Raw genomic sequence first — 15,673 nt, 5'->3', positions numbered from 1 at the left:
ACAGCAATGAATATTGAACAGATCTTTGAGAAACGCCTGGACCGAAATATTAATGGCGTTGTAAAAGCCGAACAGACGGACGATGCCAGCGCCTGGATTGAGATGGATGAATACGTCATCACTCGGGAACTGGAAGGGCATCTTCGCCATTTCTTTGAATCTTATGTTCCGGCAACCGGCCCGGAGCGCATACGCATGGAAAACAAAATTGGCGTATGGGTTTCAGGGTTCTTTGGTTCAGGTAAATCGCACTTTATCAAGATCCTGTCTTATCTGCTGTCTAACCGAAAAGTCAGCCATAATGGTACGGAACGTAATGCCTACGCCTTCTTTGAAGACAAAATCAAAGATGCGTTGTTCCTTGCTGATATCAATAAAGCGGTCCACCATCCGACGGAAGTGATTCTCTTCAATATTGATTCTCGCGCTAATGTCGACGACAAAGAAGACGCCATCCTTAAAGTCTTCCTGAAGGTGTTTAACGACCGGGTTGGTTACTGTGCTGATTTCCCACACATCGCCCATCTTGAGCGCGAACTGGCTAAACGCGAGCAATATGAAACGTTTAAAACGGCTTTCTCAAGTATTACTGGTAAGATCTGGGAAAAAGAGCGCGACTCCTACTATTTTATCAGCGATGAAATGGCGGAGGCCTTAAGCCAGGCCACGGGTCAAAGCGTTGACGCCTCGCGTCAGTGGGTAGAACAGCTTGATAAAAATTTTCCTCTGGATATCAATAATTTTTGCCAATGGGTTAAAGAGTGGCTGGATGAGAACGGCAAAAATATCCTCTTTATGGTGGATGAAGTCGGCCAGTTTATTGGTAAAAATACGCAGATGATGTTGAAGCTGCAGACCATCACTGAAAACTTGGGGGTTATCTGCGGTGGGCGTGCATGGGTTATTGTCACCTCTCAAGCGGATATCGATGCGGCCATTGGTGGTATGAGCAGCCGTGACGGACAAGACTTCTCTAAAATCCAGGGCCGTTTCTCTACCCGTTTGCAGCTTTCAAGCTCCAATACTTCCGAAGTTATTCAAAAACGTTTGCTGGTAAAAAACGATGCGGCAAAACCTGCACTCGCTAAAGTTTGGCAGGAAAAAGGCGACATTCTGCGTAACCAGCTTGCCTTTGATCCCACAACAAGCGCTTCATTACGCCCTTACACCAGTGAAGAAGAATTTATTGATAACTACCCGTTTGTCCCGTGGCACTACCAGATTCTGCAGAAGGTTTTTGAATCTATTCGTACTAAAGGTGCCGCCGGTAAACAGTTAGCGATGGGTGAACGTTCACAACTGGAAGCCTTCCAGACTGCGGCAAAGCAAATCGCTCCGCAAGGCCTGGATTCTCTGGTTCCGTTCTGGCGTTTTTATGCGGCAATTGAGAGCTTCCTGGAGCCAGCCGTCAGCCGCACCATCACTCAGGCCTGCCAGAATGGCATCCTTGATGAGTTCGATGGTAACTTGCTAAAAACGCTGTTCCTGATCCGCTATGTCGATGTGCTGAAAAGCACATTAGATAACCTGGTCACCCTTTCGATAGACAAAATTGATACCGATAAAGTTGAGCTGCGCCGTCGCGTTGAAAAAAGCCTGAACAAGCTGGAACGAGAAATGTTGATTGCGCGTGTAGAAGACAAACACGTTTTCCTGACCAATGAAGAAAAAGAGATCGAGAACGAAATCCGCAACGTTGAAGTCGACTTCTCCGCAATCAACAAGAAACTGGCTTCGATCATCTTTGATGATATTTTGAAAAACCGCAAATATCGCTACCCGGCAAATAAGCAGGACTTCGATATCAGCCGCTTCCTGAACGGGCACCCGTTAGACGGTGCGATGCTTAACGATCTGGTGGTGAAAATCCTCACGCCAAAAGATCCTACCTATGATTTTTATAACAACGACGCTGCGTGCCGCCCATACACCTCAGAAGGTGATGGCTGCATTTTAATTCGTTTACCTGCCGATGCCCGGACCTGGACGGATATAGATTTGGTCGTCCAGACTGAAAAATTCCTTAGAGACAATGCAGGTCAGCGCCCGGAACAGGCCAGCTTGCTTTCAGAAAAGGCCCGCGAGAACAGCGTGCGCGAGAAAATGCTTCGCGTACAGCTGGAGTCACTCCTTGCCGAAGCAGACATCTGGGCTATTGGCGAGCGTTTACCGAAGAAATCTTCGACGCCGTCCAGCATTGTGGATGAAGCCTGCCGCTACGTGATTGAAAATACCTTCGGCAAACTAAAAAAGCTGCGTCCTTATAATGGCGAAATCGCGCGTGAGATTCATGAAAAGCTTACGTTAGAAAATGACACCGAACTTGATCTTGGCGACACAGAAGAATCCAATCCCGACGCGATGCGTGAGGTGGAAACCTGGGTCGGCATGAACATTGAATACAACAAGCCGGTCTATTTACGCGATATCCTGAACCACTTTGCCCGCCGCCCGTATGGATGGCCGGAAGAGGAAGTGAAGCTGCTGGTTGCCCGTCTGGCGCGCAAAGGTAAATTCAGCTTCAGCCAGCAGAATAACAATATCGAACGTAAGCAGGCGTGGGATCTGTTTAACAACAGCCGCCGCCACAGCGAGCTGCGCCTGCACAAAATTCGCCGTCACGACGAATCGCAAATTCGCAAAGCCGCGCAAACTATGGCGCAGATTGCCCAGCAGCCATTTAGCGAGCGTGAAGAACCCCCACTGGTTGAACATATCCGTCAGGTCTTCAACGACTGGAAACAGGAACTAAATCTCTTCAGAGCGAAAGCTGAAGGTGGGAACAATCCAGGAAAAGATGAAATTGAATCAGGTCTGCGCCTGCTGAATTCCATTCTTAGCGAAAAAGAAGATTTTTCCCTGATTGAGAAGCTCACCAGCCAAGCCAATGAACTGCTGGATTTCAGTGAAAATCGCGAAGATTTGGTCGATTTTTACCGTAAGCAGTTTGCCACCTGGCAAAAGCTGGGCGCTGCACTGAATGGCAGCTTTAAATCCAACCGCAGCGCGCTGGAAAAAGACGCCGTTGCGGTAAAAGCGTTGGGTGAACTGGAAAACATCTGGCAGATGCCGGGGCCTTATAAGCATCTCAATCGTATTACGCCGCTGATCGAACAGGTGCAGAACGTCAACCATCAGTTAGTCGAACATCACCGTCAGCATGCCCTGGAACGCATTGACGCGCGTATTGAAGAGAGCCGTCAACGCTTACTGGAAGCGCACGCCACCGCAGAACTGCAAAACAGCGTTCTGTTACCTATGCAAAAAGCCAGAAAACGCGCCGAAGTCAGCCAGTCGATCCCGGAAATTCTGGCGGAACAGCAAGAGACGATGGCGCTGCAGACGGATGCAGAGAAGAAAATAAACCAGTGGATCGACGAGCTGCGTAAAAAGCAGGAAGCCCAGCTACGGGCCCTAAAAGAGACCAAACAGGCCGTAGAACCACAGCAGTCTTACGTTGCAACTGAAAAACCCACAATCCAACCGGTACCCAAAAAAACGCATCTGGTGAATGTTGCCAGTGAGATGCGCAGAGCGGCTGGTAGCGAAGTGCTGGAAACTGCCGAGCAGGTGGAGAAAGCGCTGGATACGCTTCGCGCTGCGCTGCTAACAGCCATTGAGGCAGGTGACCGGATCCGTCTTCAGTAACCCCATTTCAGGGCAGCGCTCTGCTGTCCTTTGCAGGATTTTCTATGAATACCAACAACATCAAAAAATACGCGCCACAGGCCCGTAACCAGTTCCGCGATGCGGTGATCCAGAAGCTGACCACGCTGGGAATTACCGCCGATAAAAAAGGTACGTTGCAGATTGCGGATGCTGAAATCATCGGCGAGACCGTGCGCTATGGCCAGTTCGACTACCCCAAATCCACCCTCGTCCGCCGCGATCGTCTGGTCAAACGCGCTCACGAGCAGGGCTTTGACGTGCTGGTTGAGCACTGTGCCTACACCTGGTTTAACCGCCTGTGTGCCATTCGTTATATGGAAATTCAGGGTTATCTTGATCACGGTTTCCGCATACTCTCGCAACCGGAAAACCCAACCGGCTTTGAAGTCCTGGACCATGTGCCGGAAGTGGCGGAAGCCCTGCTGCCTGAGAAGAAGGCACAGCTGGTTGAGATGAAGCTCTCAGGCAATCAGGACGAAGTGCTTTACCGAGAACTACTGCTAGCACAGTGTCATGCCCTGCACCGCGCCATGCCGTTCCTGTTTGACGCGGTGGATGATGAAGCCGAGCTGCTTTTACCGGATAACCTGACCCGCTCCGACTCCATTCTGCGCGATCTGGTAGACAACATACCGGAAGAGGACTGGCAAGAGGTCGAAGTTATCGGCTGGCTGTATCAGTTCTATATCTCTGAGAAAAAAGATGCCGTTATTGGCAAAGTAGTAAAGAGCGAAGATATTCCTGCCGCCACCCAACTGTTTACCCCAAACTGGATTGTGCAGTATCTGGTGCAGAACTCCGTCGGTCGCCAGTGGTTGCAGACCTACCCGGACTCTTCGCTGAAAGGCAAAATGGACTATTACATTGAGCCAGCCGAACAGACGCCGGAAGTGCAGGCGCAGCTGGCTGCCATTACCCCTGCCAGCATCGAACCAGAAAGCATCAGGGTGCTCGACCCGGCCTGCGGCTCCGGACATATTTTGATTGAAGCCTATAATGTGCTGAAAAATATCTATGAAGAACGCGGCTATCGCGCCCGCGATATTCCGCAGCTGATCCTGGAAAATAATATTTTTGGTCTCGACATCGATGACCGTGCTGCCCAGCTTTCCGGTTTTGCCTTATTAATGATGGCTCGTCAGGATGACCGCCGGATATTCACCCGTGAGGTGCGCCTGAATATTGTCTCCCTGCAGGAAAGCCTGCATCTGGATATTGCTAAACTGTGGCAGCAGTTGAACTTCCACCAGCAGAACCAGACCGGCAGGATGGGGGATATGTTTGCCGAAAATACCGCATTAGCCCATACCGACAGCGCAGAATATCAGCTGTTGATGCGCACGCTGAAGCTGTTTGTGAATGCCAAAACGCTGGGCTCGCTGATTCAGGTCCCGCAGGAAGAAGAAGCGAACCTGAAGGCGTTTCTCGATGCGCTGTATAGCCTGGAAGAGGAAGGAGATTTCCAGCAGAAGGCAGCTGCGAAGGCGTTTATTCCGTATATTCAGCAGGCGTGGATCCTGGCGCAGCGGTATGATGCGGTGGTGGCAAATCCGCCGTATATGGGAAGTAGCCATCATATTCCAAGCATAAAATCTTATATTAAAGAGAACTTCAAAAATAATGATAAAGACTTATTCTCAGCATTTATTATTAACAATCTAAAATTATCAAAAAATGGTGCGCATCTAGGATTTATGACACCCTTTGTCTGGATGTTTCTTTCAAGCTATGAAGCACTGCGCTCTATAGTTATTGAAAAAGAAAACTTAACATCCTTAATCCAATTAGAATATTCAGGTTTCGATGGTGCTACCGTTCCAATTTGCACTTTTACCTTACAAAAGGGAAAGATAGAAAATTTCATAAGCAGCTACATTCGTTTAGCTGACTTCCGTGGTGCTCAAAATCAAGGCCCCAAAGCACTTGAAGCAATTCGCAATAATAATTGCCCATGGTTTTATAAAGCTAAAACAGATGATTTCAAAAAAATACCAGGAACTCCTATTGCTTATTGGACGCCAGAAGAAGTCTTTAATACATATATTAAAAGCGAACCTTTAAAGAATTTCAGCAAAGCACTTACAGGTATGAGAACTGGTGATAACACTCGTTTCTTGAGATATTGGCAAGAAGTGAGCATACGTAAGATTGGACTTTATTTTAATAAAAACGATGCTTTGAATAGCAATTACAAGTGGTTTCCTTATAATAAAGGTGGTGGTTTTAAACGCTGGTATGGTAATAATGACCTAGTGGTTAACTGGGAAAGTGATGGTTTTGAAATAAAAGAGCTTACTAAAATAAATTACCCACAACTAGGCGATAATCTTGGATGGAAGATCACTAATGAAGATAAATATTTTTCAAAAGGTATAACATGGGGCGGGTTAACCTCTGCAACAGTTTCTTTCAGATGGTCTGATCTTGGAGCTTTGTTTGATTCAAACAAGGGAGCGATGATGTTTCCATCAGATTCAAACACATATAAAACCCTTGGTTTTTTATCATCACCAGTATGTGATTTCTTACTCAATATTATTAATCCAACATTATCAACACAAAATAGTGATATTGACTCACTTCCTATTCTTAATGGGGACATATCACTCATACCTGATTCAATCAACACATTAGTTGAAAAGGCAATAAAACTTTCAAAAGAGGATGAATCATTATTTGAATTCAACATTAACTTTAAATCATCACCGTTAATAGAGAAAGGCACTACAACAATTTCATCTTCCATGTATGGCCATAAAAACCGAATAAAAGAAATAATTGAAAATCTAAAAAAAACAGAAGAGCAAATCAATGCCACAATGATTTCTCATTATGAATGGGATAATTTCTTAACATCCTCTGTAGATTACAAAAATATAACATTACTATGTAACCCTCAATTTCGATACAACACAGAAGCACTTGATATTTCAGCAATAACTCAAAGTGATTATATTTGCGAATTATTATCCTACATCATAGGCTGCCAAATAGGCCGCTACTCCCTTGATCGCGAAGGTCTTGTCTATGCTCACGAAGGCAATAAAGGCTTTACCGAACTGGTCGCTGAAGACGTATACAAAACCTTCCCGGCCGACAATGACGGCATCCTGCCGCTGATGGATGACGAGTGGTTTGACGATGACGTCACCTCTCGCGTCAAAGAGTTTGTCCGCACCGTCTGGGGTGAGGAACATCTGCAGGAAAACCTCGAATTTATCGCTGAAAGTCTCTGTTTGTACGCGATCAAGCCGAAAAAGGGTGAATCTGCACTGGATAACATCCGCCGCTATCTTTCCACCCAGTTCTGGAAAGATCATATGCAAATGTATAAAAAGCGCCCGATATACTGGCTGTTCAGTTCCGGTAAAGAGAAAGCGTTCGAGTGCCTGGTCTATCTACATCGCTACAACGACGCGACACTAGCGAGAATGCGTACCGAATATGTGGTTCCGCTGCTGGCGCGCTATCAGGCCAATATCGATCGCCTAAACGAACAGGTCGATGACTCGTCCGGCGGTGAAGCTACTCGTCTGAAGCGTGAGCGTGATAGCCTGAGCAAAAAATTCAATGAACTGCGCAGCTTCGACGATCGCTTACGCCACTATGCTGATATGCGAATCAGTATTGATCTCGACGACGGCGTTAAGGTTAACTACGGTAAGTTTGGCGATTTGCTGGCAGATGTAAAAGCCATTACCGGCAATGCGCCTGAGGTGATTTAAGTCAGATAGCATTCCTTTCCACACCACCGGGTTTTAGCCCGGTGGTGATCTCGATACGGGAACCAGCCTTATTCAGGCATCCGTCACCTGCAGTTCATGATAAAATGCGGCTTTGTGTCAGAACGCGGAGCACAGTTTCCAGACGTTCAGACAACTTCGAATTTACCGAATCAACATGGGATTGTGACCTTGCAAAATCAGGAATTTATTGCCGGCCTTAAAGCAAAATTCGCCGAACATCGCATCGTTTTCTGGCACGATCCCGATAAGCGTTTCCTCGAAGAGCTGGGTAATCTCGAACTGGAGAACATCACGCTACTCGACATGACCGACCAGTCGCAGCTGGCGGTTAAAAAGCGCATTGAAATTGATGAGCCTGAACAGCAGTTTTTGCTGTGGTTCCCCTACGATGTGCCTCCCAAAGAGTTCGACTGGCTGCTGGATATTCGTCTTTATAGTACGGAGTTCCACGCTGATTTCGCCGCCATCACGCTGAATACGTTAGGCATTCCGCAGCTTGGCCTGCGCGAGCATATTCAACGCCGCAAGGCATTTTTCAGCACTAAACGTCTTTCTGCGTTAAAAGGTCTGGTAACTGAGCAGGAAAGCGAAGCCTCTCTTGATAAGAAGATGGTTGCGGTTATCGCTGGTGTAAAAACAGCAAAAACGGAAGAAATCCTGTTCAGTCTGATAACCCAATACGTAAATCTGCAGAAAGATGACGACAGCGATCTGGAAAACACCCAGGCGATGCTGAAACGCCACGATCTGGAAGGCGTGCTGTGGGACATTCTAAATCAGGAAATGGGCTACCAGGCCGAACATCCTTCGCTGGAAAACCTGATCCTCAAGTTTTTCTGTACCGAGCTCTCCGCGCAGGCAGATCCACAGAAACGCGCATGGCTGGAAAAAAACGTGCTGACCACGCCGTCAGGCAGAGCCTCCGCGCTGGCCTTTATGGTCACCTGGCGTGCCGATCGTCGCTACAAAGACGCCTATGATTATTGCGCACAACAGATGCAGGATGCGCTGCGACCAGAAGACCAGTACCGTCTCAGCTCGCCATATGATCTGCACGCGTGCGAAACAACGCTGAGCATTGAACAAACCATCATTCATGCGCTGGTGACGCAGCTTCAGGAAGAGAGCACCACGCTCGACCGCGAAGCCTTCAGTAAGCTCATGTCCGAACGTCAGAGTAAGTACTGGTGCCAGACAAGCCAGGAATACTACGCCATTTATGATGCATTGCGTCAGGCCGAACGACTGCTGAACCTGCGTAATCGTCACATCGACGGCTTCCACTATCAGGACAGCGCAACATTCTGGAAAGCCTACTGCGAAGAGCTGTTCCGCTTTGATCAGGCCTACCGCCTGTTTAACGAATACGCGCTGTTGGTTCACAGCAAAGGCGCAATGATCCTCAAAAGCCTGGATGACTATATCGAAGCGCTGTATTCCAACTGGTATCTTGCGGAACTGAGCCGGAGCTGGAATAAGGTTCTGGCGGCTGAGAATCGTATGCAGGAGTGGGGTATTCCGGGCGTTCCGTCACAGCAGAACTTCTACAATGAGGCGGTCAAACCACAGTTTAACAATCCGCAGATCAAGCGCGTGTTCGTGATTATCTCCGATGCGCTGCGTTATGAAGTGGCTGAAGAACTGGGCAACCAGATCAATACTGAGAAACGCTTTACTGCTGAACTGCGTTCCCAGTTGGGCGTGTTACCCAGCTATACCCAAATGGGCATGGCAGCATTACTGCCTCATGACGAGATGGGCTATCAACCGGGTAATGGCGACATCGTTTATGCGGACGGGTTGTCCACCTCAGGTACGCCTAATCGCGATACCATTCTCAAGAAATATAAAGGAATGGCAGTAAAATCGGACGACCTTCTGAAATGGAAAAATCAGGAAGGGCGGGATCTTATTCGCGATTACGAGGTCGTTTATATCTGGCATAACACTATTGATGCCATCGGCGACAGCGCATCGACAGAAGAAAAAACCTTTGAAGCATGCCGCAATGCAGTGGTCGAGCTAAAAAATTTGGTGACCCGAGTGATAAACCGACTCCACGGTACACGCATTATCGTAACGGCAGACCATGGTTTCCTGTTCCAGCAGCAGCCCCTTTCCGGGCAGGATAAAACCACGCTGCAGATCAAGCCGGACAATACGATTAAAAACCATAAACGCTTTATTGTTGGCCATCAGCTTCCTGCCGATGACTTTTGCTGGAAAGGGAAAGTGGCGGATACCGCGGGTGTCAGCGATAACAGCGAGTTCCTGATCCCTAAAGGGATCCAGCGTTTTCATTTCTCAGGTGGTGCGCGGTTTGTGCATGGTGGAGCGATGTTGCAGGAAGTCTGCGTGCCGGTATTGCAGGTGAAAGTGCTGCAGAAAACCGCAGCCGACAAACAACCTCAGCGTCGTCCGGTTGATATTGTTGCGTATCATCCGATGATCAAGCTGGTGAACAATATTGATAAGGTCAGCCTGCTCCAGACCCACCCGGTAAGTGAGCTGTACGAGACACGTATCCTGAATATTTTCATCGTCGACGGTGCGAATAACATTGTTTCCAGCAAAGAGCGAATCAGTTTTGACAGCGATAACAACACCATGGAAAAACGCGTACGTGACGTTACCCTGAAGCTGATTGGCGCGAATTTCAATCGCCGTAATGAGTACTGGTTAATTCTTGAAGATGCACAAACGGAAACGGGTTACCAGAAGTACCCTGTGATTATCGATCTGGCGTTTCAGGATGATTTCTTTTAAGTGAGGCGATATGCAAACCCATCATGACTTACCCGTTCCAGTGATATCCGAAGGGGAACTCGTCGCAGAAGGTTACGATCTGGACGCTTTGCTGAATCAGCATTTTCGCGGACGCGTGGTGCGTAAAGATCTGACCAAGCAGCTCAAGGAAGGGGCTAACGTTCCGGTTTATGTGCTGGAGTATCTACTCGGTATGTATTGTGCTTCCGACGATCACCAGATCGTCGAGCAAGGGTTGCAGAACGTTAAGCGCATTCTGGCTGATAACTACGTCCGCCCCGATGAGGCGGAAAAGGTGAAATCGCTGATTCGTGAACGCGGATCCTACAAGATCATTGATAAGGTGTCGGTAAAGCTCAATCAGAAGAAAGATGTTTACGAGGCTCAGCTCTCAAACCTCGGTATTAAAGATGCGCTGGTGCCGCCGCAGATGGTAAAGGACAATGAGAAGCTGTTGACCGGCGGCATCTGGTGCATGATCACCGTGAACTATTTCTTTGAGGAAGGGCAGAAAACGTCGCCCTTCTCCCTGATGACCATCAAACCTATCCAGATGCCCAATATGGATATGGAAGAGGTGTTCACCGCGCGCGCGCACTTCAACCGCGATCAGTGGATTGATGTCCTGCTACGTTCCGTGGGGATGGAACCCGCTAACATTGAGCAGCGTACCAAGTGGCACCTTGTCACCCGCATGATCCCTTTCGTGGAAAACAACTACAACGTCTGCGAACTGGGCCCACGCGGTACCGGTAAAAGCCATGTTTATAAAGAGTGTTCACCTAACTCATTATTAGTCTCCGGTGGGCAAACCACCGTTGCAAATCTGTTTTACAACATGGCCAGCCGCCAGATCGGCCTGGTTGGCATGTGGGACGTAGTGGCCTTCGATGAAGTGGCAGGGATCACTTTCAAAGACAAAGACGGCGTGCAAATCATGAAAGATTACATGTCGTCGGGCTCTTTTTCCCGCGGTAGAGATTCGATTGAAGGCAAAGCATCGATGGTGTTCGTCGGCAACATCAATCAAAGCGTAGAGACGTTAGTCAAAACCAGCCATCTGTTAGCCCCCTTTCCTGCCGCTATGATCGACACAGCATTTTTCGACCGCTTCCATGCCTATATCCCCGGCTGGGAAATCCCGAAAATGCGCCCGGAATTTTTTACCAATCGCTACGGCCTTATCACTGATTATCTCGCCGAATACATGCGAGAAATGCGCAAACGCAGCTTCTCCGGTGCCATTGATAAATTCTACAAGCTGGGTAATAACCTCAACCAGCGCGACGTTATCGCGGTAAGGCGCACAGTATCAGGTTTATTGAAGCTGCTGCATCCTAATGGATCCTACAGCAAAGAAGATGTCCGCGTTTGCCTGACCTACGCCATGGAAGCCCGCCGTCGTGTCAAAGAACAGCTTAAAAAGCTGGGTGGACTGGAGTTCTTTGATGTGAATTTCAGTTACATCGATAACGAGACGCTGGAAGAATTCTTCGTCAGCGTGCCAGAACAGGGTGGCAGCGAATTAATTCCTGCTGGTATGCCTAAACCGGGTGTTGTCCATCTGGTTACTCAAGCCGAAGGGGGAATGACCGGGCTGTATCGTTTTGAAACACAGATGACAGCGGGGAACGGTAAACATTCGGTTTCCGGGATTGGTTCAAATACCGGCGCTAAAGAAGCTATCCGCGTGGGGTTTGATTATTTCAAAGGAAACCTCAGCCGCATCAGTGCCACAGCGAAGTTCTCAGACCATGAATATCATCTGCATGCGGTGGAACTCCATAGCACCGGTCCCAGCATTTCAACCAGCCTTGCTGCACTCATTGCGTTCTGCTCGGTGTTGCTGTCAAAACCTGTTCAGGAACAAATGGTGGTACTGGGTAGCATGACGCTTGGTGGTGTCATTAACCCGGTGCAGGATCTGGCAGCATGCCTGCAAGTGGCATTTGATAGCGGTGCGAAGCGCGTATTGTTACCCATGGCATCCGCAATGGACATCCCAACCGTACCGACAGAGCTGTTTACTAAATTCCAGGTCAGTTTTTATTCAGACCCGGTTGATGCGGTGTATAAAGCATTGGGGGTTAATTAACCCTGAACAGATGTTACGTCATTGAGGATAAGACCGCCAATGACGTAACAAAACACAACAAAAAACCTATTTAATATTATGTGAAAATTCCATTTCCTTAATTAAACTCTACCACACCAAAACCAGGTAATAAGGGCGTACTTATTATTGCAGTCAGCATAATTTTTATACTTTCACACTCAAGCATTATGCGTATTCCTACAAGGATCGAACAACACACCGGAGGTTTAGGTAAAACGACAATCCCTAACGTCAGGCTTATTTCCAATTATGCATTTTTAAACAATATCGACGTTTGATATACGATTTACCGCGCCTTAGCTGCCTGGTCGCCCTCCCACTGGCATCAACAAATAGACTGTCATTTTTAGTCAGCCAATCTGTGACTTGCGATAGATTGCCAATGATATTTTTCTTGAAGAAATCGGCTTTAACAGCGAGAACTTCAACATCACCAATGGTGGTTGCAATGACATTCACTTCATTAATTTTTTCGATGTCCCAAGCACCAACTGGAAGTGGATAAGCCTCATTCTTCAGCGCATCCTTCAATATCTGATTGAACACTTCTTTTGTTTGCGGTGTTTTATCACAAGCCTTTATATAGCAGTAGGATATGCCCTCCATAACCTCTTGTGGCGAAAAAGGAAGTATCTTACATTTCACGGCAACAACACCACTTGCATAAGCCAGCGCAAACCTTCTGGCTATCCTCTTTTCAAGCCCATCCTGCCCTTCAATCTTATGATGTTTCAAAAACTCACGACTATAACGATCAATCTTCTCTGTCAGGAATTCGCTTTTTTTCTCAAGTAATTTGATTACCAGAGCTGGTCCTGCCGTGCCATGAAAGCGCTGGCAATTATCCTTAATAGTTTCAGCATAATCACTGAGCGTCATATCTTCAGGAACAGTTAAAAATATACCCTGATCATTTCCGCAGTCTACAGGCACGTCAACGAACCTTGCCTGCTCACCTTTTTTACGCGACATATCGCCGTCGGCAGCATGCTGTGCAAGTCCATTCTCTCCATTACTAATGGCATTCAAGCGCCATACAGCTTTATGCTTCTGATAATGAATCGAACGCTGCTTCCCTCCGCCTGAACCCAATAGGTACACCATTTTTTGCATTTTCTGAGCAGCTTCTTTCGCGTTTTTATCCAACAATACAAGTTCATCTAATATGAGTAAGCTATTATTTCTGGACTCTGCAAACTCTTCAAATGCTGTTTCCGTAACATTCCAGTCGCAGACATATTGGTCGCTACCAAACACTGAAGCTGCGACAAGAAGAGCGGTGGTCTTTCCTTTTGAACTGTCGCCGTAAAGGTGAAATCCGCCAGACTCAAAATTCGTGAAATAGATGCAATATCCTGCCATAGCGCTGCACATAGTAAGCATGGCGTATGGGCTGTGTAATGCCGCTGAAGCAACATGCATCTGCCATTGCTTCAAGGTGCCCTTTTGATTTTCACAATCCTTAAATGCCGGGGCATTGGGGTATGGCATCGGCGCACATCCCTCAACATTGCCTAAAACCTGTCCACTCCCTGTCAGATAGCATAGCGAGCCGTCAACGTCTACAAATCCCGGCCTCATACACAACTTTATGCGATCTTTAGGAACGGTTTTAAGATGATCGATGATCTCGTTAAAAACACGCTCAGAATAATCCAGACTGAGTCCAGCATCGATCAGCGTCTCACGCAGCTTCTTTTTGTCTGTAATAATATGGGCCGGAATCAAGACCAGCATCCATTTCCCACTGTGGCAGTCTTTAACTTTAATCAGGCGGTATGCGACCTGCCCATCCTCTTTCTCAGATAATGCCAGTAATCGCACAGGTAATGCCTTCTTCTTAGCCATTGAATTCATCCTTAGGCCTTCTCATATCAGGAAGGCCAATCACCAAATCACCAAATTACTTGGTAATATTTCCTAATATTTGAGTACTGCTGGGGAAACTAATCAGTGTTACCCACAACATGTGCTCAACTCATGCCCTAGATGCATCTAGCAGCTACATTGAGGGCATCTTTGCGAGTAAATGCTTTACCCAACTTGGACATTTACAGCGAACGTGAGCATCCCATCGCTTAAGCGATCAAGCTTCACAAGTGATTTGGCGTAAACACCTGCACTCTTGATTCGGCGGGGGTACTTACTCTTCTTAAGCTTGTTGTCTGCGTTGAGAAACCATGGATACTCCATCCAGATGCCAGTTATGCAATAACTCATCTGACGCTCAACATTCTTGATTACATCAATACGCATAGGCCGATTGCGCTTACCCTCACGGGCAAGAAGGTTCTTTTTACGAAGCATGTACTGCCTCAACATTTCCAGTTTCTCTGGTTCATTTGGCATCAGTAAATGCAAATGAGGTAACCAATGGCTTTGCTTCTTATCGTGGGTATAGTTGTGGTAGTCCATCTCGAATCCGCCGATGATCGGTGACTTGAAGCCTATGCGTTGTATGACCTTCAATACGCGTTGTTTGAACTTGCTGTATTCCCAATCTGAAAGTTCTGATGCTGAATGTTTATCCGCATAGAAAACCAGTGTTACCGCAACATAGTCTTCTTGATGCGTTTTGATGAAGGGCCCCCACTTCTGCACAAACCGAAGCCTCCGGTTACGTTGGCACAAGCTGCACGCCATACTTCCGCACGGTTCTTCCGGAGAGCAGCTCTCCAGCTTGTTCGCTACGTAAATGCACTCCTCGTTAGCCTTACGCATACCGAATTTATGCAACGTAAATGCACGCTTAACATTTTCATTCAGCGCAACATCGACAGTCTCGAAATCTGGCATGACCTCCCAGATTGCTTTTGCCACTTTCTCTAGCTCCGGGAATGCTGATGTATAGTTCGTGTAATGTGGTCGTTTCATCTTATTCCCCCTTAACCGGCATACGGCTAGCAATCCAAGCGTCAATATCTTCGGAGAGCCAACCTACTGCCCGTCCTTGTTGCGATAGCCGCAACTGATTTGGAAAGCAACCAATTGATATATAGCGATACAGTGTCGCGTTTGAGATACCGCAGCGGTGTAATACTTCTGATTTCTTGATAATTCGGCTGGTCATTTAATGACTCCGGTTGTGTGTGGAGCCAGCTCTTTAAAAGCCTCAACAAAATGAAAAGTAAAACGGGATACCAAATCGACACAAACCAACATAACCAATTGAAATTACGCATATAAAAAATATTAGTTTTTTTTAATAAGTTTGAGCCTCAATAGTGATATGTTGAGCCTCAATAACTTTTCTGGATAAGTGGACTGACCCCACCCCAGTAGACTGGACTGACCCCACCCTGGACTGACCCCACCCCAGTAGACGATCCTGCCCTATAGTTTGAGCATAGGAGGAGCGTATGGGCACACCACGATT

7 protein-coding genes are annotated in these 15,673 nt (G+C 47.3%); 4 read left to right on the top strand and 3 right to left on the bottom strand.

The genetic code is table 11. From position 1 onward, the window contains the following. Positions 1–6: 6 nt before the first annotated feature. The 4 genes from brxC to brxL all read left to right on the top strand — a co-directional run bounded on the left by brxC (position 7) and on the right by brxL (position 12,276). The gene (gene brxC / locus AC3Y5R_RS20990; protein ID WP_489922947.1) at positions 7–3,648 is read left to right on the top strand and encodes a BREX system P-loop protein BrxC; all 3,642 of its coding nucleotides are present in this window, start codon (positions 7–9) and stop codon (positions 3,646–3,648) included. Between the two features lie 44 nt (positions 3,649–3,692). Next, positions 3,693–7,394, top strand: a complete 3,702-nt coding sequence (gene pglX / locus AC3Y5R_RS20985; protein WP_489922946.1) for a BREX-1 system adenine-specific DNA-methyltransferase PglX — start codon at positions 3,693–3,695, stop codon at positions 7,392–7,394. Positions 7,395–7,583: 189 nt separating this feature from the next. Further along, entirely contained in the window at positions 7,584–10,181 is a 2,598-nt protein-coding gene (gene pglZ / locus AC3Y5R_RS20980) for a BREX-1 system phosphatase PglZ type A (protein ID WP_489922945.1), read from the top strand. A 10-nt stretch (positions 10,182–10,191) separates the two neighbouring features. Further along, the gene (gene brxL, locus AC3Y5R_RS20975) at positions 10,192–12,276 is read left to right on the top strand and encodes a protease Lon-related BREX system protein BrxL (protein WP_489922944.1); all 2,085 of its coding nucleotides are present in this window, start codon (positions 10,192–10,194) and stop codon (positions 12,274–12,276) included. A gap of 258 nt (positions 12,277–12,534) precedes the next feature. On the opposite strand, the gene AC3Y5R_RS20970 is transcribed toward brxL, so the two are convergent. The 3 genes from AC3Y5R_RS20970 to AC3Y5R_RS20960 form a co-directional block, all read right to left on the bottom strand. After that, the gene (locus AC3Y5R_RS20970; protein ID WP_489922943.1) at positions 12,535–14,145 is read right to left on the bottom strand and encodes a DUF927 domain-containing protein; all 1,611 of its coding nucleotides are present in this window, start codon (positions 14,143–14,145) and stop codon (positions 12,535–12,537) included. Positions 14,146–14,331: 186 nt separating this feature from the next. Continuing rightward, on the bottom strand, positions 14,332–15,171 hold the full coding sequence (locus AC3Y5R_RS20965; RefSeq protein ID WP_489922942.1) for a hypothetical protein: 840 nt from the start codon (positions 15,169–15,171) through the stop codon (positions 14,332–14,334). Position 15,172: 1 nt separating this feature from the next. Beyond that, the gene (locus tag AC3Y5R_RS20960; protein WP_489922941.1) at positions 15,173–15,367 is read right to left on the bottom strand and encodes a helix-turn-helix transcriptional regulator; all 195 of its coding nucleotides are present in this window, start codon (positions 15,365–15,367) and stop codon (positions 15,173–15,175) included. Positions 15,368–15,673: the final 306 nt, after the last annotated feature.

The organism is Erwinia sp. 009765445 (assembly GCF_058137865.1).
This window is presented reverse-complemented; position numbering and strand designations above follow the sequence as displayed.

Coding starts and splice junctions, on each gene's coding strand:
- brxC (WP_489922947.1), top strand. CDS start 7: ATGAATATTGAACAGATCTTTGAGAAACGCCTGGACCGAAATATTAAT.
- pglX (WP_489922946.1), top strand. CDS start 3,693: ATGAATACCAACAACATCAAAAAATACGCGCCACAGGCCCGTAACCAG.
- brxL (WP_489922944.1), top strand. CDS start 10,192: ATGCAAACCCATCATGACTTACCCGTTCCAGTGATATCCGAAGGGGAA.
- AC3Y5R_RS20970 (WP_489922943.1), bottom strand. CDS start 14,145: ATGGCTAAGAAGAAGGCATTACCTGTGCGATTACTGGCATTATCTGAG.
- AC3Y5R_RS20965 (WP_489922942.1), bottom strand. CDS start 15,171: ATGAAACGACCACATTACACGAACTATACATCAGCATTCCCGGAGCTA.
- AC3Y5R_RS20960 (WP_489922941.1), bottom strand. CDS start 15,367: ATGACCAGCCGAATTATCAAGAAATCAGAAGTATTACACCGCTGCGGT.